At 33.2% G+C, this 22,492-nt stretch carries 17 protein-coding genes; 9 read left to right on the top strand and 8 right to left on the bottom strand.

All coding sequences use genetic code 11. The annotated features are described in order from the left end of the window. The first annotated feature begins 891 nt into the window (after positions 1-891). Entirely contained in the window at positions 892-1,071 is a 180-nt protein-coding gene (locus tag BLW23_RS08015; RefSeq protein ID WP_093668724.1) for a hypothetical protein, read from the top strand. 359 nt (positions 1,072-1,430) lie between these two features. Here the strand turns inward: BLW23_RS08015 and BLW23_RS08010 are convergent, their stop codons facing one another. The 3 genes from BLW23_RS08010 to BLW23_RS08000 all read right to left on the bottom strand — a co-directional run bounded on the left by BLW23_RS08010 (position 1,431) and on the right by BLW23_RS08000 (position 4,872). Next, complete coding sequence (locus tag BLW23_RS08010) at positions 1,431-2,027, bottom strand: hypothetical protein (protein ID WP_093668723.1); 597 nt, start codon at positions 2,025-2,027, stop codon at positions 1,431-1,433. 108 nt (positions 2,028-2,135) lie between these two features. Further along, the gene (locus BLW23_RS08005; RefSeq protein ID WP_093668722.1) at positions 2,136-3,953 is read right to left on the bottom strand and encodes a glycoside hydrolase family 2 TIM barrel-domain containing protein; all 1,818 of its coding nucleotides are present in this window, start codon (positions 3,951-3,953) and stop codon (positions 2,136-2,138) included. An 85-nt stretch (positions 3,954-4,038) separates the two neighbouring features. Then, on the bottom strand, positions 4,039-4,872 hold the full coding sequence (locus BLW23_RS08000) for a 3-keto-disaccharide hydrolase (protein ID WP_093668721.1): 834 nt from the start codon (positions 4,870-4,872) through the stop codon (positions 4,039-4,041). A 736-nt stretch (positions 4,873-5,608) separates the two neighbouring features. Between BLW23_RS08000 and ccoS the strand changes: the two genes are divergently transcribed. The 8 genes from ccoS (at position 5,609) to BLW23_RS07960 (ending at position 12,708) form a co-directional block, all read left to right on the top strand. Next, positions 5,609-5,779 (top strand): cbb3-type cytochrome oxidase assembly protein CcoS, encoded by a 171-nt coding sequence (gene ccoS, locus BLW23_RS07995; RefSeq protein ID WP_093668720.1) that lies wholly within the window; start codon positions 5,609-5,611, stop codon positions 5,777-5,779. A 26-nt stretch (positions 5,780-5,805) separates the two neighbouring features. Continuing rightward, positions 5,806-8,007 (top strand): cytochrome-c oxidase, cbb3-type subunit I, encoded by a 2,202-nt coding sequence (gene ccoN, locus BLW23_RS07990; protein WP_093668719.1) that lies wholly within the window; start codon positions 5,806-5,808, stop codon positions 8,005-8,007. A 5-nt stretch (positions 8,008-8,012) separates the two neighbouring features. Beyond that, entirely contained in the window at positions 8,013-8,180 is a 168-nt protein-coding gene (locus BLW23_RS07985; protein WP_093668718.1) for a CcoQ/FixQ family Cbb3-type cytochrome c oxidase assembly chaperone, read from the top strand. A 14-nt stretch (positions 8,181-8,194) separates the two neighbouring features. Continuing rightward, positions 8,195-9,160 carry a cbb3-type cytochrome c oxidase N-terminal domain-containing protein gene (locus BLW23_RS07980; RefSeq protein WP_093668717.1) on the top strand — a complete coding sequence of 322 codons (966 nt, stop codon included), beginning with the start codon at positions 8,195-8,197 and terminating at the stop codon, positions 9,158-9,160. A 23-nt stretch (positions 9,161-9,183) separates the two neighbouring features. Beyond that, entirely contained in the window at positions 9,184-10,605 is a 1,422-nt protein-coding gene (gene ccoG, locus BLW23_RS07975; RefSeq protein ID WP_093669376.1) for a cytochrome c oxidase accessory protein CcoG, read from the top strand. A 33-nt stretch (positions 10,606-10,638) separates the two neighbouring features. Continuing rightward, positions 10,639-11,085: a FixH family protein gene (locus BLW23_RS07970; protein ID WP_093668716.1), complete on the top strand. Its 447-nt coding sequence runs from the start codon at positions 10,639-10,641 to the stop codon at positions 11,083-11,085. Beyond that, entirely contained in the window at positions 11,085-11,789 is a 705-nt protein-coding gene (locus BLW23_RS07965) for a sulfite exporter TauE/SafE family protein (protein ID WP_093668715.1), read from the top strand. Before BLW23_RS07970 ends, BLW23_RS07965 begins: the two co-directional genes overlap by 1 nt. A gap of 82 nt (positions 11,790-11,871) precedes the next feature. Further along, entirely contained in the window at positions 11,872-12,708 is an 837-nt protein-coding gene (locus BLW23_RS07960; RefSeq protein WP_093668714.1) for a universal stress protein, read from the top strand. Between the two features lie 54 nt (positions 12,709-12,762). Here BLW23_RS07960 and BLW23_RS07955 read toward each other — a convergent pair whose 3' ends face one another. From BLW23_RS07955 to rplJ, 5 genes are all read right to left on the bottom strand, one after another. Next, positions 12,763-13,074, bottom strand: a complete 312-nt coding sequence (locus BLW23_RS07955; RefSeq protein WP_093668713.1) for a DUF3467 domain-containing protein — start codon at positions 13,072-13,074, stop codon at positions 12,763-12,765. 64 nt (positions 13,075-13,138) lie between these two features. Further along, a complete protein-coding gene (gene rpoC, locus BLW23_RS07950) occupies positions 13,139-17,413 on the bottom strand; it encodes a DNA-directed RNA polymerase subunit beta' (protein ID WP_093668712.1) in 4,275 nt (1,424 codons plus the stop codon). 97 nt (positions 17,414-17,510) lie between these two features. Further along, positions 17,511-21,320, bottom strand: coding sequence for a DNA-directed RNA polymerase subunit beta (rpoB, locus tag BLW23_RS07945; protein ID WP_093668711.1), 3,810 nt, complete (start codon positions 21,318-21,320; stop codon positions 17,511-17,513). 231 nt (positions 21,321-21,551) lie between these two features. Beyond that, entirely contained in the window at positions 21,552-21,926 is a 375-nt protein-coding gene (rplL, locus tag BLW23_RS07940; RefSeq protein ID WP_093668710.1) for a 50S ribosomal protein L7/L12, read from the bottom strand. A 49-nt stretch (positions 21,927-21,975) separates the two neighbouring features. Further along, a complete protein-coding gene (rplJ, locus tag BLW23_RS07935) occupies positions 21,976-22,491 on the bottom strand; it encodes a 50S ribosomal protein L10 (RefSeq protein ID WP_093668709.1) in 516 nt (171 codons plus the stop codon). Position 22,492 lies beyond the last annotated feature (1 nt).

Below are 22,492 nucleotides of genomic sequence, written 5' to 3'. Positions count from 1 at the left end.
ACTTAAATCATAATTTCATTCAAAAACAATTCGAGTTTTCAAAAAATCATTTCCTCCTTTTATTACCCCAAATCCTTCTACGATAGTCTCACTTATAATTTCTCTTTTCTTCATAGTCATAAAATAACAGGAAAGAATTTTTAAAATTAATTGCACTCGTTTTTGTGGAATAACCGTTTCATGAATATTATAAATCTACCTCACATATATTTTCTTCGGTAATTTTCCTACCCGATTAAAACTGAAGTATCGAAAAAGAACAAAACAAAACCCTAAAAACCTAAAAAACAGCCACTTAATCTCAAAATCTAAATGATTTGTCGTTTTTAAGATATCAAGTGATATATATTAACAAGAAAAGTCGAAAATCAAAAAATCAGTAATCCTTCTCTGTTCTATCTTTGAGGTGGTTAAAGCAAATGATTAAAGTTTGGTTAGTTTTCACTTATAACTTACCTGGTTTCAAAACTAGGTAAGTTTTTTTTTGAACTTATTTTATTTAGAAAACATATGCTTCTAATCAAGCGTTAACCCCTCTTCATCTTTATTTCCATTACATTAAAATAACTTTTCCACAGAAAATACATTTTAGGTTACTCTTATTTTTCATTCTCTGCTCCCACCTTTTAAATTCCAATTTCGAAAAAATTTGATCAGCTTTGAAAGCTTGATGTTTTCTTTTCGACTTATGTGATATAATGAGAATTTTTATAAGGGGAATTGGGGGATTTTACCTTGAAAAAGCAGAAACTTCGGTTTCTGTTTTTTTTATACTCCTATCAACGAAATCTCTTTTTCTCAATCATAATAATCTGTTAATAATACCCCAACAGTTGTATTCAAATTGGCTGTTTATTATTTTTAAAACTGTTTAACCAAAAAACTACTATTATGTTAAAAATTCTGAAAAACTTAAAAAATGTACAAGTTCTAACAAAAACTGAAAAGCAATCAATTCAAGGAGCCGTAGGCAACTCAATTGGTGTTTGCATTATTAATGGGGTACCTCATAAATTCTATTGTAATGAAACATGTCCAAATGGACAATCTCCAATTTGTGCTGGTTGGTAACATAAAAACATATTGAATAAAAAAAAGCAATCTTTTAGGTTGCTTTTTATTCATCTTACAAACTCTTTAGTAGGAAAATCTACTTTACAATCGTTTTACAATTCCCAAAATGATTGCCTTCTTTGCTTTAACAACATATCAAAACTACACCTAAAACACTCATTTAGTGTGACTTTTTGTTTTTACTCGTGTCTTAATAATAAAAATACAGTGGTTTTGGGGAATTCCACTTCAGGGGGAGAAAGAGAAAGGGGTATGATTGAAATATTCCTTTCTCTATTAAAAAAAACACTTTATGTTACCATAATTTGAATCAATATAGAAATCAAAAAGAGCTCTAAGTTTCTTTCTCAGATTACTTAAAATTCAAAACCTATAAAAAGAAAAATATTACTATCTAAAATATTATTCTTTACAATAGCTTCTCCAAGTCTTGTTTCTTTTATCGGGTTAAAAGGCGTTCTAAAAGGAAGTGAAATCGTATAATACAATCCTTTTAAACCAAAAACATCCGTTTCTCTATAACTAATAGCTGCTCCAATTGTTGCCGAACTTTTCTCTAAGTTTTCTTTTAGAAAAATATGTTCATAAAAATTTCTATACCACCCCAATGATGGACTTAAATACACTCCTTTCCAAAGAACAGGAAAATCATAAAAAACTTCAAAACCAAATTGTTCTCCAATCAAGTGATCTCCTTCAACGGCGGAAGCAAAATCCGAAGACAAATGCGCTTCAGTTAACTTAATATTCATATGTACCAATCGAATCATATGGTCATTCTTAAAACGAACTCCTATTTCACCAGAATACGATTTAAAATCATTTACAATGGCCTGCCCTAATTCAAAGGCTGCGAACTTCTTGATTTTTTTATCCTCTTTGGTTTGATATTCTTGTGCTGAAAGCGTTAAACTTAGAAGGAATGATACTAAAATTATTGTATTTTTAATCATAATTAATATACTTTTTGAGAGTGCAAGTATATTATCTGATTTATGAGAAAACCATCATACAAGAGTAGGAATGTTTTGGAAAGCAGTTAATTCATACAAAAGTATGAGTTATTCAAAAACAACATCATCCAAGAATATATCAACGGTATCTCCGTTTCCACTTGAGAAAATAGTTAATCCTGATCGGATACAACTTAAATCGAGTTTCTTAATACTAAATGAATATTTTTTCCACTTTGTTGTTAGTTTAACTTCTTTAGATTTTTTTGCTGTATCTGGATACTTTTTATCTTTTCCAATAAGTCCAAATCCAACGGTTACTTTTATATTCTTTTTATTAGCCTTAGCCAGAAAACTAAATTTTCTAGCTCCTGAAATATCATAGCCTCCCAATATATTACCCCAATCATTTGCAGGGTTAACAAGTCCTAAACCAAACCAATCATACGGTTGATGATAGCTTAATTTTAAACAAATTCGTTTAGAATCCAATTTTTCTATATGCTCCATATCTACCTTCATCTTCTTATAATTTCCCATATAAGCCGATGGAGAGTAGGCATTGCTTACACCGTTTTTATAAACATAAAATGGAAGCTCAACCTTAGGAACCAGATACTTTCTTTTTGCAACCTCTTCATCTTTAATCTCAACTCCTGTTGAGGCTATGGCGAGGTTATCATAGCTATCCTTAATCATTGCATATATTTTTACCGCCCCATTTTCTTTAGGTAATTTAATTCTAAATCCATCCTTTAAATTCCCCTTATAAATTAACGTTTTAATTTGATCACGTCTTACACGACTTCCAGTTCTTTGATTATAACTAAAACTTACAGTCAGGCTATCATTATCGGTATCAATCGCTTCTAAATCAACCGAAATCCATGATTCACTATTAAATGAAGAACCTTTTATATTGAAATTTTTTATTTCAGGAATATTATTTTCAGGGAGTTTGCCAGTAAATGCTTCTCGAATCGCCCAATATTGCGGTCGTTTCATTTTATTATAGTGGGTAAAGAACCAAGGGGCTATAAATTGACTCCCTGAAGCGTAATGAAAGACAAATACTCCGAGATTATTTGGTTTGTTCTTTATCCAATTTGGATACCCTTTAGCTATTGCATTATACTTTCTAAAATCTGAAGGTTCATTTTTTACTCCATTTGTTTTACGAGTAACATCCCATTCTCCTTGAACACCAAACTCAGTAATAATATATGGTTTATCAATATGTTTTTTGACCAACTCATCTGATAATAAAACAGCTCCTTGCCCATAGCAATTAAGTCCATAAATATCAATTGAAGGCACATATTTACTCCACCAATCTAACCCATATGTCCAAGCTTCAACAGAAGTAATCGGGTGATTTTTGTCAATAATTTTTATATCACTACAAATGCGTTCTAACAATTCAGAATAGGCTATTTTTTCCTTACCGGTAGCCATATTTAAATAAACCTCGTTCCCAACTCCCCATGTTAACACAGCTTCATGGTTCTTAAATAAATTTACAGTTTTGATGGCATTGTTATACATCTCTTCTTTTCCTTGCGTATCCTCTAAGTAATTAAAACTGTCATCATCTTCCATTCCTGGTCTTCCATGACGCATCCAAATACCAACCATTACTTTAATACCATTCTTATGAGCTACATCGAGTAATTCTTTCATGTTATTTCCTGATGCCCAAGTTCTAATTGTATTAACTCCTAAAAACTTAAGTTCTTTAAAATAAGTATCATAATTCTCGACGTCATCTTCATAGCCGAAGGTTACACCTTTAATATTGTATTCTTTTTCATTTACAAATAATTTCCATCCATCATTATGTTTTTCTACCTCAGTTTGGCAGTTTACTGAAACTATATTTATAAGTGATAAAAAAAAGAAATTTAATATCGAATAATGTCTTATCATATTTTAATTCATTATTGCTGTTAATTTAGAAAACAATTTAACTACATAATTTATATTCTTAATATAATGAATTAAAAAATAAACCCTATTTTCCTATAATTGGAGTTAACTCTATACGTCGAAAAAAAATCTCTGCACTTTCCGACTGAATCTGAATTTTCCCTTTACTCGGTTTAACGTTTGTCACTTTATTTATTAAAACCTCATTTAATATTATTGATATTTCATCTTTTATAACTCTACATTCAAGTCTATTCCATTCTCCATGTTCTTTTTCAACGTCGTACTTACCACGTACTCCAAGTATATCAACCCAATTCGGATCTCTCCGTAACCAATTAAAACGTCCCTCTGTTATAGTTTTTGATATTCCATTTGGATCAAAGTCGTACCCCCAACCACGTTTTTTAGGATTAACTTTACTAGTTATTTGAAATTCCTCACTTCCATCACCTACCACCACAAAATCACCTGTACCACCTTCCATAATCTGGCACTCTATTGAACACATCCACGCTTCTTGAAAAGCCCCATCCATCCCTTTTGAATGAAACAGCACACCACAATCTCTTGCTTTATTTAATCTTGGCTCATAGGTTTTGTTACCCCATTTATACTCAATCAAAAGTGTATAATTTTGATACTTTTTATCTGTTATAAGTGCTCCCCATTCTTCACCAGATATTTTTATCATACCATCATTAACGGTAAAAACATTTTTAGGATCCTTATCTCGTCCTCTCTTTTTAATAAAAGTATACCACCCCTTTAAATCCGAGCCATTAAACAACTTAATTTTTTCAATGGTATTTTTTTGTGTGATTTTATCTTCATTTTTCCCTTTTTTATTTACTAGTTCTATTTCTGTCTTATTAACTAAGAATAGTATTAAAGGTAATAGTAGAGCTGTTCTTTTCATTATTCTCGTGAAATTTACAAAGGTTAATTTTCTCGTTTTATAATTTTAAACGCAATAAAACAAGTAACGAATGGTAAAAATAAACTTCCTTTTATAGGTTATCATATACTTCATGTTAATGTTCTCTTATTAGCCTCTATGTTTATTAGCCTCAAATCTATTATTAATTCATTTTAATCTTAGATTTTCACATTTCCTTTTTTCGAAAAACTATCGCTCTCCATCTTCCAGATTACCAGCATAATAATGGTGTTTTTCACTGAACTATATAATCAAATCAATAAATTAAAACTTTCGTTTTTTAGGTATTTTATTCGTAAATTATAGGTGCTTTTAAAACTTTTTAGTTTAAAAGTTCGTTTTAATAGGTAGTTTAGAGAAGAAATGTTTTCGAATATTTCTTCTCTTTTTATTTTTCGTTCATCTAAACAAATAAAAACATGATAAATGATTAACAAAAAAGAGCTCCTATATAGGAACTCTTTTTTATGGGGAGGACAACACTTTATATTTTCACACTCTATCTCTAAGCTTGCCACTAAATTAAGAGATATTTAAGCACGTTATTACCTTTTTAGTTCTCTAGCTGTATTTATATGATAAAACATCGATACGTTTCGACAAACGGCTTCTAATTTATTCCTAAAAAGTAAGAGGAAATTTTCCAAACATGACAAAAATCATATTTTAAATCTCTTTTCAAAACTACTTTTGGCGTACAATTATCAGGCAAGATATGAGCGTTATTTACCTATTACTTTCACTTAGCATTATAGTGGCAATCATTTTTTTTATTGCATTTATTGTTTCCGTAAAAAAAGGACAGTACGACGATTCGTATACTCCTTCAGTACGCATCTTATTTGATGATGAATTAGTTAAAGAAGACACAAATATTAACAACTAACAATAGATATTAAATTCAGATAGATTATGGAAATGCAACAATTTTATTACGATAACAAAGTCGTAAAAAAATTCATCTACGCAACCTTACTCTGGGGGATTGTAGGTTTCTCGGTAGGTTTGCTGTTGGCTTTTATGTTTTTATTCCCAAATATTACTGATGGAATTTCTTGGTTAAGTTTTGGTCGTATCCGTCCACTACATACCAACGCAGTAATATTTGCCTTTGTAGGTAATGCAATTTTTGCTGGGGTTTATTATTCCTTACAAAGGCTTTTGAAAGCTAGAATGGCCAGTGATTTTTTAAGTAATTTTAATTTTTGGGGCTGGCAATTAATTATTGTCGCAGCGGCTATTACTCTACCCATGGGGTATACAACTTCTAAAGAATATGCTGAATTGGAGTGGCCTATTGACATTGCTATCGCTTTAGTTTGGGTTGCCTTTGGAGTTAATATGATATGGACCATATTTAAAAGACGACAACGACATTTATATGTTGCCGTATGGTTTTATCTTGGAACATTTGTTACCGTTGCTGTACTACACATATTTAATAGTTTAGAACTTCCTGTAAGTTTCCTTAAAAGTTACTCTGTATATGCAGGAGTTCAGGATGCATTAGTTCAATGGTGGTATGGGCATAATGCCGTAGCATTCTTTCTTACTACTCCGTTTTTAGGATTAATGTATTATTTTGTTCCTAAAGCTGCAAACAGACCTGTATACTCATATCGTTTATCTATCGTGCACTTCTGGTCTTTGATTTTCATTTATATATGGGCAGGTCCTCACCATTTACTATATTCAGCCTTACCTGATTGGGCTCAAAATTTAGGGGTTGCTTTCTCCGTAATGCTAATTGCTCCATCTTGGGGGGGTATGATTAATGGTTTATTGACTCTTCGTGGTGCTTGGGATAAAGTTAGAACAAGTCCTGTATTAAAATTTATGGTTGTTGCAATTACAGGTTATGGTATGGCTACTTTCGAAGGACCAATGTTATCATTGAAAAATGTAAATGCTATTGCTCACTTTAGTGATTGGGTTATTGCACACGTTCACGTGGGTGCATTAGCTTGGAATGGTTTTATGACCTTCGGTATGTTATATTGGTTAATACCTCGTTTATTTAAAACTAAACTTTATTCTAATGCCTTAGCAAACTTCCATTTTTGGATTGGTACTTTAGGAATTATTATTTACACACTTCCTATGTATGTCGCAGGATTCGTTCAAGCTTCTATGTGGAAACAATTTAATCCTGATGGAACTCTTGCCTATGGTAACTTTTTAGAAACAGTAAATGAGATTATTCCAATGTATTGGATGCGTGCTGTTGGTGGTAGTTTATTCATAGTAGGAGCTATCGTTATGCTATATAATGTGATTAAAACTGTAAAGCATGGAAGAAATGTTACTGATGAATTAGCAGAAGCTGCACCTTTAACGAAAGTTTCAAAACACAGAACTTCAAGCGAAGGATGGCACACTTGGTTAGAAAGAAGGCCAATTAAATTAACCATTTATGCAACCATTGCTATTTTAATTGGAGGTGTCGTTCAAATTATACCAACATTATTAGTTGAATCTAATATTCCTACGATAACAAGTGTTAAACCATATACTGCTTTAGAATTAGAGGGAAGAGATCTATATATACGTGAAGGATGTGTTGGATGTCACTCTCAAATGATACGTCCTTTTAGAAGTGAAGTTGAGCGATATGGAGAATATTCAAAAGCTGGTGAATATGTTTATGATCATCCATTTTTATGGGGTAGTAAACGTACTGGTCCGGATTTATTAAGAATTGGTGGAAAATATTCCGATAGCTGGCATTTAAATCATATGTACGATCCGCAAAGTACTTCCCCAGGTTCAATTATGCCTAGATATCAGTGGTTATTGAAAAACGGACTAGACAAGTCGGACACGGAGAGTAAAATGAAAGCCATGGTTTCTTTAGGAGTTCCATACACAGAGGAAGATATTGCTAAAGCGCAAGAAGCAATGGATGCACAAGGGAAACAAATAGAAGAAAATCTTCACGGGGATCCTGACTTTGCAAAAACCTATCAATCTGATAAAAAATATGCTCAAGATAACGGACTTGAATTCATTGAAATGAAAGATAGAGAAATTGTTGCTCTGATTGCCTACTTACAAAGATTAGGTACAGATATTAAGATAAAAGACGTTAAAAATCAATTAAGTGCTAAAAACTAGAAACTATGTTGAAGTTTGTAAAAAATCATTTAGAGACCATTACGGGTATTGAAATTTATCCAATTATCTCGTTAGCTATTTTCTTCACATTCTTTGTAGTGTTGTTTTGGTGGGTTTTTACTGCCAAGAAAGAATATATAAGTAAGGTAAGTCACTTGCCATTAGATAACTAGTAAAAAACATTCTGATGAAAAAATATTTTCAATCATTAGCATATATCACTTTTGTTATAGTTACCTCTTTTGCTATTATAAAAGCTATAACAGCATATGAAAATCCATTTAGCCTATATGAAAACCCATTAGTTTGGATAGCTATTGTGGCTTTATTATCGGTACTTCTTTTAAAAGAACTTGTGAATATAGTTGCCTTAAAAAAGGCACAAGATCTTCAATTAGAAAAAGACGGTATACATCCTGAAGAAATCGACAATTGGGCTTGGGTAAAAGATTTATTAAAGAAATGGACCAAAGCAAAAGCTGTTGAAGATGAAGAAGAGATTATTATTAATCATAACTACGATGGGATTCAAGAGCTAGATAACTCATTACCGCCATGGTGGGTGTATATGTTCTATGCAACTATCGTTTTTGGAGCCGTTTATTTAGTGAGATATCACGTTTTCAATGGCGACAATCAAACTGTTGAATATCAAAAAGAGGTTGCTATTGCCAAAAGAGAATTGGAGGCCTATAGAACTACTTCAAAAGACGCTGTAATAGATATGGAAACCATTACTTCTTTGACTGATGAATCTTCTTTAAACAGAGGTAAAGCAGTTTTTAACTTAAACTGTGCTGCTTGTCACCAAAAAGATGGTGGTGGAGGTATTGGTCCTAACCTAACTGACCAATACTGGATACTAGGTGGAGGAATCAAAAATGTGTTCAAAACTATTGCCAAAGGTGGTAGAGACGGAAAAGGGATGGTTGCCTGGGAAAAAACTTTGAAACCAGCTGATGTTCATAAAGTAGCTAGTTACGTTATGTCTTTACAAGGTACAACTCCTGCGAAGGCAAAAGAACCTCAGGGAGATGTATACGAAGAAGAAAGTTCAGGTCAAAAGGAAAATAAAAAAGAAAAGGTTGAAGAAACAACTGAAAACAGTGATAATACAATCACTGAAGAAGCTTCTACAACCGAAACCAAGTAAATTATTGATAACTATTTTAGATGATGGAGACACCCGAGAACGAACAATTTAGAGACAGTATCGGCACTGTAAACAGTGAAGGTAAACGTTCTTGGGTTTTTCCTAAAAAACCAAGCGGTAGTTTTTATAAATACAGAACAGTTGTTAGCTATGTTTTATTAGCAATTCTGTTTGCTTCACCATTCATAAAAGTCGATGGAAATCAGTTTCTACTTTTTAATGTTTTAGAAAGGCGATTCAATATTTTCGGTTTCCCTTTTTGGCCACAAGATTTTCATTTGTTGGTTATTTCAATGATTATTGGTGTTGTATTTGTAATCCTTTTTACAGTTGTATTTGGTAGAATATTTTGTGGATGGATTTGTCCGCAAACCATATTCATGGAAATGGTATTCAGAAAAATTGAATACTGGATTGAAGGTGATAGAGGAAAACAAATAAGACTCGATAAACAGCCTTGGAACGCTGATAAAATCAAAAAACGTGTTTTAAAATGGTTTATCTTTTTTATCATTTCATTCATTATTGCAAACGTGTTCCTTGCTTATTTTATTGGAAGTGATCAATTACTCACATATATTACAGGGAATCCATTTGATCATGTTAGCACCTTAATTTCTCTCTTGATATTTACGAGTATTTTCTATTTTGTTTTTACTTGGTTCCGAGAACAAGTGTGCATTATAGCCTGCCCATATGGTAGATTACAAGGTGTATTACTAGACAACAAAACCATTAACATAGCTTATGACTATGTGAGAGGTGAAAAAACTAAAGGGAGGGCTAAATTCAAGAAGAATGAAGACAGAATCGCTTCTGAAAAAGGTGATTGTATTGATTGCATGCAATGTGTTCATGTATGTCCAACAGGAATTGATATTAGAAATGGCACACAATTAGAGTGTGTAAACTGTACTGCATGCATTGACGAGTGTGACCATATGATGGAAAAGGTTGGTCTGCCAACTGGCTTAATTCGTTATGCTAGTGAAGAAAATATCAGTAAAAAAGCACCATTCAAGTTTACTGCTCGAATGAAAGGATATTCAGCTGTACTTGTAATACTATCTGGTATTTTCATTGGAATGCTTTTCCTAAGAAATGAAGTTGAAGCAACAATTCTAAGGCTCCCCGGACAATTGTATCAACACAAGGACGATGGTATTATTAGCAATATTTATACATATAAAATAATTAATAAAACAACGCATAAAATTGATGATGTTAGTTATAAACTGATATCTCATAAAGGAAAAATAGAAACAGTAACACATCAAAACTTTGTGATTCCTAACCAAGGATTAGCAGAAGGAACTCTTTTCATTGAGTTACATCAATCACAAATGAAAAAAGAAAAAGAAAAATTAACCATAGGAGTTTATAGTGGCGGTAAACTCATAGAAACGACTAATACTAATTTTTTAGGACCTAGAAGTTATCGTTAAAATATATTATTAAAGAAGTTTAAAACTAAAATTATGAAACTAAACTGGGGCACGGGTATCGTAGTAGCAATCGTAGGATTTATTGCTTTTATATTGTATTTCGTTATTACAATGAGTACGGACAAAAAGTTTAATCACGATTTGGTTACTGAAAAATATTATCAGAAAGAATTAGAATATCAAGATAATATTGAAGCAAGTAGAAATGCTAAATCATTAGAAAAAAATATTAAAATAACACAGTCTAAAGAAGGGTTGACTGTTCATTTTCCTAAAAATTTTGAATATCATAAAATCAAAGGAAAAGTGTTCCTATACAGACCATCTAATAAACAATTGGATTTCGAATTGCCACTTTCGCTTTCCAATACATATTTGCTCGTGCCTGAGAAACGTTTATTGGGTGGTCGATGGAACATTACCATTAAATGGTCATACGAAGGTAAAGATTTTTTATACAAAGAAGAATTAATCTACTAATGTTACTCTCTGCACTTATATTAGGGCTACTCGGAAGTTTCCATTGTATTGGAATGTGCGGCCCTATTGCCTTTATGCTACCTGTAAATAGAAAAAACCCAGTTAAACAGTTTTTTCAGATTACGAGTTATCATTTTGGAAGACTTTTTACCTACGGCTTAATTGGGCTACTCTTTGGGTTTCTTGGTAGAGGTTTTTATTTCTTTGGTTTTCAACAACAGCTTTCTATTGCCGTTGGTGCACTCATGATTTTAATTGTCTTTTTACCTAAAATATTCAATCGACTGAATCGCATTTCAAACCCTCTTAACAAACTTATTATGAAGGTGAAATCAGCCTTAGGGAATGAGTTACGAAAAAAAGGTAATGATACCTTTTTTACTATCGGCTTTTTAAATGGTTTTTTACCATGTGGTTTAGTATATATGGCCGTATTTGCTGCCCTAACCACCTCGAATGCTCTAGAAGGTAGTTTATATATGTTATTGTTTGGATTGGGAACCATTCCTTTAATGACAACAGTGGTTTATATTGGAAACTTTGCAAACATTTCTATCCGACAAAAAATACAAAAAGTAATTCCTTTTATCGTTGTATTTATTGGTGTCCTTTTTATCCTTAGAGGATTAGGTTTAGATATTCCTTATGTTTCTCCTTCAGGAAATGTTTCTAATATTTATGAACCTATAAAAGGTTGTCACTAACTTATTATTGAGACTGACAAAAATCATGTTTTTTGACTATAGATTGAGGTACTTTAGTATATATCAAACAAAACTATAAATCATGAGAAAAATAATAATTCCTATCGATTTTTCTACCTATTCGGAAAACGCTCTAAAGTCAGCAGCATTCTTAGCTAAAAAAAACAATGCCGAATTAATAGCAGTACATATGCTAGAACTATCACATGCTATTGCCTCACAGTCTGAATCATATCTCCAAGAACAAACATTATTCCTATATAAATTAACGGAAAAGAAGTTTGAAGATTTTTTAAAAGCCGATTATCTATCAGGCATTAAGGTTACACCAATTATAAAGCATTTTAAAATTTTTAGTGAACTAGATGATTTAGCAAAAGAGGAAAACGCCGATTTAATTATCATGGGATCAAAAGGAACCAGTGGTATGAAAGAAATATTCATTGGTTCGAATACCGAAAAAGTTATTAGACACTCTAAAGTTCCTGTAATAATAATTAAAGAAGAAGCCATTAAAAAAGATATTAAAAATGCTCTTTTTGCATGTGATTTTTCTAACAATGATATAGAGCCTTATCTTGAAGCTAAAAAACTGTTTAATGCTATAAACTGTAGTTTAAAATTAGTTTATGTGATCACTCCTACCTCGAAGTTTAAAAGTACAGGAGAAATCAAAGATCGAATCAAAAAGTTTATGGAGGAAGTTGGAGAAGAAGCCTCTGAGATTCGAGATAATGTAGCCATTATTACTGATTACTCAGTTGAAGAAGGTATTTTTTACTTCGCTAAAACTTCTGAAGTAGATATTATAGCACTCGCTACACATGGTAGAAAAGGTGTTGCTCATTTCTTTGAAGGCAGCATTTCTGAAGACATCGCAAATCACAGTACTTTACCCGTGATTACATTTAAGATTTAATGAAAAAAGGTCGGAAATATCCGACCTTTTATTTTTTAAGCAATCAGGAAGAAATTATGCTTCCCCTGTAGTTCCACCAAAATTCATAGGAATTGGAGGTTGCTCATAATCTTTTATCTCTCCATGCGCTTTCTCAAACTTTCGAACATTTTCAGATAAAGCCTTTGCTAATCTTTTAGCATGTTGAGGCGTTAAAATTATTCTAGACTTTACTTTGGCCTTTGGTACTCCAGGCATAATATTAATAAAATCTACTATAAACTCAGCTGTTGAATGATTAATGATCGCTAAGTTACTATATGTTCCTTCTGCAACATCTTGATCTAACTCTATATTTAATTGTGGATCTTTATTGTTGTCTTCCATAAATTTAATTTTTAAAAAGAAAGACCTCTATAATAGAGGTCTTTTCATTATTTAATAAAAGTTCTTACAAACTTCTTTCTATTTCATCTTTAGGACCAACAACCAATGAATCGTAAGTTCTCATTCCTGTACCAGCAGGGATTCTCTTACCAACAATTACATTTTCTTTTAATCCTTCAAGGCTATCAACCTTACCACTTACTGCTGCTTCATTCAGTACTTTTGTAGTTTCCTGGAATGACGCTGCGGAAATAAATGATCTAGTTTGTAACGATGCCCTAGTAATACCTTGTAATACCTGCTCAGCCGTTGCTGGTTCAGCATCACGCGCTACTACTAAGTTTTTATCCGATCTTCTTAAGAAAGAGTTTTCATCTCTTAATTGACGAGCTGTAACCATTTGCCCTGATCTCAGCTTAGTAGAATCTCCAGCGTCTTCAACTATCTTCTTACCGAAGATATCATCGTTCTGTTGGATAAAATCGTTCTTATGAATTAATTGATTCTCTAAGAATAATGTATCCCCTGAATCAATAATTCTAACTTTACGCATCATTTGACGTACAACTACTTCAAAGTGCTTATCATTAATTTTTACTCCTTGTAAACGGTATACATCTTGTATTTCATTTACTAAGTATTCTTGAACAGCTGCAGGTCCTTTAATATTTAAGATATCTATTGGAGTCGTTGCCCCATCAGATAATGGCATACCCGCTTTAATAAAGTCATTCTCTTGAACTAATATCTGGTTCGATAACTTAATTAAGTATTTCTTAATTTCACCAGTTTTAGATTCAATTGAAATTTCACGATTACCTCTCTTAATCTTACCAAATGACACAACACCATCAATCTGAGCAACCACTGCAGGGTTTGAAGGATTACGCGCTTCAAATAATTCTGTTACACGTGGTAAACCTCCTGTAATATCCCCAGCCTTACCAGCTTTACGTGGAATTTTAACTAAAGTCTTACCTTCTTCAACCTTGTCTCCATTGCTTACCATTAAGTGAGCACCTACAGGTAAACTATATGAACGTAGTGCATTTCCATCGACATCTTCAATAATTAATGATGGAATAATTTTCTTATTTTTAGAATCAGTAATTACTTTTTCTTGCTTACCAGTTTGTTCATCAATTTCAACAGAGTAATTAATACCTTGCTCTAAATTATCAAACTTAACCTTACCACCAAATTCTGAAACGATAACTCCGTTAAATGGATCCCATTGACAGATTTCATCACCTTTCTTTATTTCTTTACGGTCTTTATTAAAGATAATAGATCCGTAAGGAATATTATTCGTACTTAAAGTTGCTCCAGTTTTCTTATCTGTAATTTTGATTTCAGTAGTACGAGAGATTACTATTTCAATAGCTTCTCCTGTATTATCTTTACCATTTACAGTTCTTAAATCATCAATAGTTACATTACCTTCAAACTTAGCTATTAACTTGTTATCAGAAGAAGTGTTACTTGCAACCCCTCCAACGTGGAATGTACGTAATGTTAACTGTGTACCTGGCTCTCCAATCGATTGTGCTGCAATAACTCCAACCGCTTCTCCAATTTGAACTTTTTTACCAGTTGATAAACTTTGTCCGTAACATTTAGCACAAATACCTCTTTGAGATTCACATGTTAATGGTGAACGTACTTCTACTTTATCAATACCTGCTCCTTCTATTACATCAGCTATTTTTCCTGAGATTAACTCTCCTGCAGGAATAATTACTTCATCAGAATTTGGAACATATACATCATGTAATGCCGTACGTCCAAGAACTCTAGCGCTAATTGATTCAACAATCTCATCGTTCTTTTTAAGTGGTGTAATTTCTAAACCTCTTAATGTACCACAATCATCTTCATTTACAATTACATCCTGAGATACATCTACTAAACGACGTGTTAAGTAACCCGCATCTGCTGTTTTTAATGCCGTATCGGCAAGACCTTTACGAGCACCGTGAGTAGATATAAAGTATTCTAAAATTGAAAGTCCTTCCTTAAAGTTCGATAAAATCGGGTTTTCAATAATCTCTCCACCACCAGCTGTAGATTTCTTAGGTTTTGCCATCAGACCACGCATACCAGTTAACTGACGAATTTGCTCTTTAGATCCACGAGCTCCAGAATCAAGCATCATGAATACCGAGTTAAATCCTTGCTGATCTTCACGTAAACGTTTCATCGATAATTCAGTCAATTGGTTATTGGTTCTACCCCAAATATCAATTACCTGATTATAACGTTCCTTTTGGGTTAACATACCCATATTATAGTTCGTAATGATTCCGTCAACCTCTTCATTGGCTTTAGCAATCATCGTGTACTTTTCTTTAGGAATAATAATATCACCTAATGAGAATGATAAACCACCTTGGAAGGCAAATTTATATCCCATATTTTTAATATTATCTAAGAACTTACCTACGGCAGGAATATCGGTTACTTTTAATATATCACCAATAATATCACGCAGTGACTTTTTAGTAAGTACTTCGTTAATATATCCAGCTTGTTCAGGCACTACTTCGTTAAACAATACTCTACCAACAGTAGTTTTGATTAATCTAGTAATCAGCTCCTTATTTTCGTTAACGTCCTTTGTTCTTACAGTAATACCCGCATTTAGGTCTACTCTCTCTTCGTTATACGCTATAGTTACCTCTTCAGGTGAATAGAACGTTAACCCCTCACCCATAATAGGCACTTCTGGAGTTGACTTACGCTCTTTAGTCATATAATAAAGACCTAATACCATATCCTGAGATGGTACCGTAATAGGTGCACCATTTGCAGGGTTTAATATATTATGAGAAGCCAACATTAATAATTGAGCCTCTAATACTGCCTCAGGTCCTAAAGGTAAGTGAACTGCCATTTGATCCCCATCAAAATCGGCGTTAAATGCCGTACAAACTAATGGGTGTAAACGAATCGCCTTTCCTTCTATTAATTTAGGTTGAAATGCTTGAATACCTAAACGGTGTAACGTAGGAGCACGGTTTAATAATACTGGGTGCCCTTTAATTACATTCTCCAAAATATCCCAAACAACAGGATCTTTTCTGTCTATAATTTTCTTCGCAGATTTTACCGTCTTAACAATACCTCTTTCGATTAACTTACGAATCACAAAAGGTTTATATAATTCGGCTGCCATATCTTTAGGCAATCCACATTCATATAATTTCAATTCTGGTCCTACAACAATAACCGAACGAGCAGAGTAATCAACACGCTTACCTAATAAGTTTTGACGGAAACGACCTTGTTTACCTTTCAAACTATCAGATAATGACTTTAATGCTCTGTTAGATTCAGTTTTTACTGCTGATGCTTTACGCGTGTTATCAAATAATGAATCAACAGATTCTTGTAACATACGCTTTTCGTTACGCAAAATTACTTCAGGAGCTTTAATCTCCATTAAACGCTTTAAACGGTTGTTACGAATAATAACACGACGATATAAATCATTTAAATCAGAAGTAGCGAAACGACCACCATCTAATGGTACTAATGGACGTAATTCTGGTGGGATAACTGGAACTACTTTCATTATCATCCACTCTGGCTTATTCTCGCGATTCTTTTGTGAATCTCTGAATGCCTCTACAACATTTAAACGCTTTAAAGCTTCATTTTTACGTTGCTTTGAAGTTTCATTGTTTGCTTTGTGACGTAATTGGAAAGAAAGCTCATCTAATTCAATTCTCTCTAATAAATCAATTAAACACTCTGCTCCCATTTTAGCTATAAACTTATTAGGGTCAGAATCTTCTAAATATTGATTGTCTTGTGGAAGTTCATCTATAATATCTAGATATTCTTCCTCAGTTAAGAAGTCCATTTTTTGTAATGGCTCCCCTTCAGTATTTTTAGCAATACCTGGCTGAATAACTACGTATCTCTCGTAGTATATGATCATATCTAACTTCTTAGATGGTAAACCTAATAGGTATCCCATTTTGTTAGGTAATGATCTGAAGTACCAAATATGAGCTACTGGTACTACTAAATTAATGTGACCTACTCTATCTCTTCTAACCTTTTTCTCAGTTACTTCAACTCCACAACGATCACAAACGATTCCTTTATATCGGATTCTTTTATATTTACCACATGCACACTCATAATCCTTAACCGGACCAAAAATACGCTCACAAAACAATCCATCTCTTTCAGGTTTGTGCGTACGGTAATTAATTGTTTCAGGTTTTAACACCTCACCTTTTGAAGCCTCTAAAATAGACTCTGGAGATGCTAAACCTATTGAAATTTTGTTAAACTTCTTAACAGTGTATTTTTCGTTTTTTCTTGCCATAATAATGGATTCGAATTAAAAATAAATGTCTTTAACAAGACTGATATTGAAAAAATGATTTGCCTCAAAGCAATAGCTCTGAGGCATTTCACTGTGATTACTCTTCTAATTTAACGTCTAAGCCTAAACCTTTAAGTTCATGCATTAATACGTTAAATGATTCTGGTAAACCTGGTTCAGGCATTGCCTCACCTTTTACAATGCTCTCATAAGTTTTTGCCCTACCTAAAACATCATCCGATTTTACCGTTAAGATTTCTCGTAAGATACTCGATGCTCCATATGCTTCAAGTGCCCATACTTCCATCTCACCAAAACGTTGACCACCAAACTGAGCTTTACCTCCTAATGGTTGCTGAGTAATTAATGAGTAAGGTCCAATAGAACGTGCGTGCATTTTATCTTCAATCATGTGACCTAACTTAATCATATAAATTACCCCAACTGTCGCTGGTTGATCGAAACGTTTTCCTGTACCTCCATCATATAAATATGTATGACCAAATCTTGGAATACTTGCGTCATCAGTATAATTATTTATTTGATCTAATGAAGCTCCATCAAAAATAGGAGTAGCGAATTTTCGATCTAATTTCAATCCTGCCCAACCAAGAACAGTTTCATATATTTGACCGATATTCATACGCGATGGTACCCCTAATGGATTTAATACAATATCTACAGGTGTTCCGTCTTCTAAGAAAGGCATGTCTTCTTGTCTAACAATACGAGCAACAATACCTTTGTTTCCGTGACGTCCTGCCATCTTATCTCCTACTTTCAATTTACGTTTTTTAGCTACATAAATTTTAGCAAGCTTTAAGATTCCAGCTGGTAATTCATCACCTACAGATATAGTAAACTTCTGACGACGTAAAACTCCTTGTAAATCGTTTAATTTAATTTTATAGTTATGAACTAATTCAATAACCAATTTATTAATTTCCTTATCAGTTGTCCAAGTTCCACTTAAGTGTGTAAAATCCTCAACAGAGTTTAACATTTTTTGAGTAAACTTCTTACCTTTTGGTAATACTTCTTCTCCTAAATCGTTAAATACTCCTTGCGAAGTTTTTCCATTAATTAACTCAAATAACTTATTAACTAATCTTTCTTTTAAGCCATCAAACTTTGAAACGAAAGAAGCTTCTAAAGTAGCTATTGCTTCTTTATCACGAGCTCTTTTGTTTTTATCCTTTACGGCACGTTTAAATAACTTTTTATCAATTACAACACCTCTTAATGACGGTGAAGCTTTTAAAGATGCATCTTTTACATCACCAGCTTTATCACCAAAGATAGCACGTAATAGTTTTTCTTCTGGAGTTGGATCAGACTCTCCCTTTGGAGTAATCTTACCTATTAAAATATCTCCAGGATTAACTTCTGCACCAATTCTAATCATTCCGTTTTCGTCAAGGTCTTTCGTAGCCTCTTCAGAAACGTTTGGTATATCATTAGTTAATTCCTCTGCTCCTAACTTAGTATCACGAACATCTAAAGAATACTCGTCAATATGAATAGAAGTAAAGATATCTTCTCTTACAACTCTTTCAGAAATTACAATTGCATCCTCAAAATTATACCCTTTCCAAGGCATGAAGGCAACCTTCATGTTTCTTCCTAGAGCTAATTCTCCTTGCTGCGTTGCATATCCTTCACAAAGTACCTGTCCTTCTTCAACTCTGTCACCACGTTGTACGATTGGCTTCAAGTTAATACAAGTACCTTGGTTTGTTTTTCTAAATTTAATAAGGTCATATGACTTTTCATCTGGATCAAAACTCACCATTCGTTCGTCATCAGTTCTATCATACTTAATAGTAACCTTATTTGCATCAACATACTCTACTTCTCCTGCTCCTTCAGCATTGATAAGAATACGAGAATCTTTTGCAACTCTTCTTTCTAATCCGGTACCAACAATTGGCGACTCAGGACGTAATAATGGAACGGCCTGACGCATCATGTTTGATCCCATTAATGCACGGTTTGCATCATCATGTTCTAAGAACGGAATTAATGATGCTGATATAGACGCAATTTGATTAGGTGCGACGTCCATATAATTAATAGCCTCTGGTGTCTCTACAGGGAAATCACCTTCTTCACGAGCAATTACTCTATCTGTTCCGAAAGTTCCATCTTCATTAATAGGTAAATTCGATTGAGCAATCTTCATACCTTCTTCCTCTTCCGCTGATAAATACCCAGGTTCTTCACTAGAAACAACTCCATTCTCCACCTTTTTATAAGGTGTTTCAATAAATCCTAAATTATTCACCTTCGCAAACACTGCTAGCGATGATATAAGACCAATATTTGGCCCTTCAGGTGTTTCAATAGGACATAAACGACCATAATGAGTATAGTGAACATCACGTACCTCAAATCCTGCTCTTTCACGCGATAAACCACCAGGTCCTAATGCTGACAAACGTCTCTTATGAGTAATCTCCGCTAATGGATTTGTTTGATCCATAAACTGAGATAATTGATTCGTTCCAAAGAAAGAATTAATAACAGACGATAATGTCTTTGCATTAATTAAATCAATTGGAGTAAACACCTCATTATCACGAACGTTCATACGCTCACGAATTGTACGTGCCATACGTGCTAAACCAACACCAAATTGTCCAGCTAATTGCTCTCCTACGGTTCTAACACGACGGTTTGATAAGTGATCAATATCATCAACTTCTGCCTTTGAATTAATTAACTCAATCAAATATTTGATAATAGTAATAATATCATTCTTAGTTAATACCTTTTGATCTATAGCTTCCTCTAAACCAAGTTTCGTATTCATTCTAAAACGTCCTACTTCACCTAAACTGTAACGCTGCTCAGAGAAGAATAATTTTTCAATAATTCCTCTTGCAGTTTCCTCATCTGGCGGTTCTGCATTACGTAATTGTCTATATATATGTTCTACAGCTTCTTTTTCTGAATTTGTAGGATCTTTTTGTAATGTGTTATGAATAATAGCATAATCTGCAAGCAAATTATCTTCTTTATGAAGTAAGATAGTTTTCGCTCCAGATTCTATAATTTCATCAATATGTTCTTTTTCTAAAATCGTATCACGATCGAATATAATTTCGTTACGTTCAATCGAAACTACCTCTCCAGTATCTTCATCAACGAAATCTTCGTGCCATGTTTTTAAAACTCTTGCAGCTAACTTTCTACCTAATACTTTTTTCAGACCAGCCTTCGTTACTTTAACTTCTTCAGCTAAATCAAAGATTTCTAAAATATCTTTATCTCTTTCAAAACCAATGGCTCTGAATAACGTTGTTACTGGTAATTTTTTCTTTCTATCAATGTAGGCATACATTACCTGATTGATATCTGTAGCAAATTCGATCCAAGATCCTTTAAAAGGAATAACTCTTGCCGAATATAGCTTTGTTCCATTGGCATGGAAAGATTGACCAAAGAATACCCCTGGTGAACGGTGTAGTTGAGATACCACTACACGCTCTGCTCCATTTATTATAAATGTTCCAGAGTTGGTCATATAAGGAATGGTCCCTAGATAAACATCTTGAACTATGGTTTCAAAATCTTCATGTTCTGGATCTGTACAATATAATTTTAAGCGTGCTTTTAAAGGTACACTATATGTTAATCCTCTTTCAATACATTCTTCAATACTATATCTTGGTGGATCTACAAAATAGTCTAAAAATTCTAAAACAAATTGATTACGGGTATCTGTAATCGGGAAGTTATCTAAGAAAGTTTTATACAAACCTTCATTCCCACGCTCTTCCGCTTTAGTTTGTAATTGGAAAAAATCCTGGAAAGATTTTACCTGAATGTCCAAAAAGTCTGGATAATCAGTTCCCAACTGCGATGATGCGAAATTAATTCTTTCAGTAGTGTTTTTCGTTGCCAAAAGAGATACTATTTTTTAATTAAAAATATTTTTTTTGAAACTTTATGTTTCAACAAGCAGTTTCTTGCTGTAATCAACTGTAATGCAAAAGCTTACAGATGCCATATCACATCTTAAAAAATATGTGATGAAATAAAGAACGAATATATACACAAAATGGTTTAGGCCTAGAAACCTAAATTCCTAGTACCTAAACCTTTATTGTTTTTCCCGCTAATCGGGAGTAAGTAATTACTTAAGCTCTACTTCAGCTCCAGCTTCTTCTAAAGATTTTTTAAGACCTTCAGCCTCATCTTTAGATACTCCTTCTTTAATTGCTTTAGGAGCCTCATCTACGATAGCCTTAGCATCTTTTAATCCTAATCCAGTTAATTCTTTAACTAACTTTACAACAGCTAATTTAGATCCTCCTGGAGCTTTTAAGATTACGTCAAACTCTGTCTTTTCTTCAGCTGCGTCTCCTCCACCAGCTGCTGGTCCTGCTACTGCTACAGCTGCTGCTGCAGGCTCAATACCATACTCATCTTTTAAAATATCAGCTAATTCATTAACTTCTTTTACTGTTAAGTTAACTAATTGTTCTGCGAAATCTTTTAAATCTGCCATTTTAATTGTTTTTTGAAATTTTTATTATTTAGTTTATTAGTGCGCTTAATTATTTTTCTGATAACGTCTTTAAGATACCAGTAAGTTTACCTCCACTTGATTGAAGTGCTGAAACAACATTCTTCGCAGGTGATTGTAATAATCCGATAATATCTCCAATAAGTTCTTCTCTAGACTTGATGTTAACAAGAGCATCCAATTGGTCATCACCAAGGTACACTGCTTCTTCAACAAAAGCCCCTTTTAACAAAGGCTTGTCTGATTTTTTTCTGAACTCTTTAATAACCTTAGCAGGTGCATTTGACACCTCTGCTATTAACATTGAAGTATTACCTTTTAAAGCTTCTGGCAATTCACCAAAATCTTTATCTGAAGCTTCCATTGCTTTTGCAAGCAACGTATTCTTCACAACAGACAATTTAACGTCAGATTTAAAACATGCTCTACGTAAATTAGACGTAGTAATCGCATCCAAACCAGAAATATCTGCTAAATAGATGGTACTTGTATCTGCTAATTGTGCTGTTAAATCTTGTATTACTTGTGATTTTTCCTCTCTAGTCATG

This window comes from Tenacibaculum sp. MAR_2009_124 (genome assembly GCF_900105455.1).
Taxonomy (GTDB): Bacteria; Bacteroidota; Bacteroidia; order Flavobacteriales; family Flavobacteriaceae; genus Polaribacter.
Note: the sequence above shows the minus strand (reverse complement) of the source record. Positions and strands in the feature narration are given on the sequence as shown.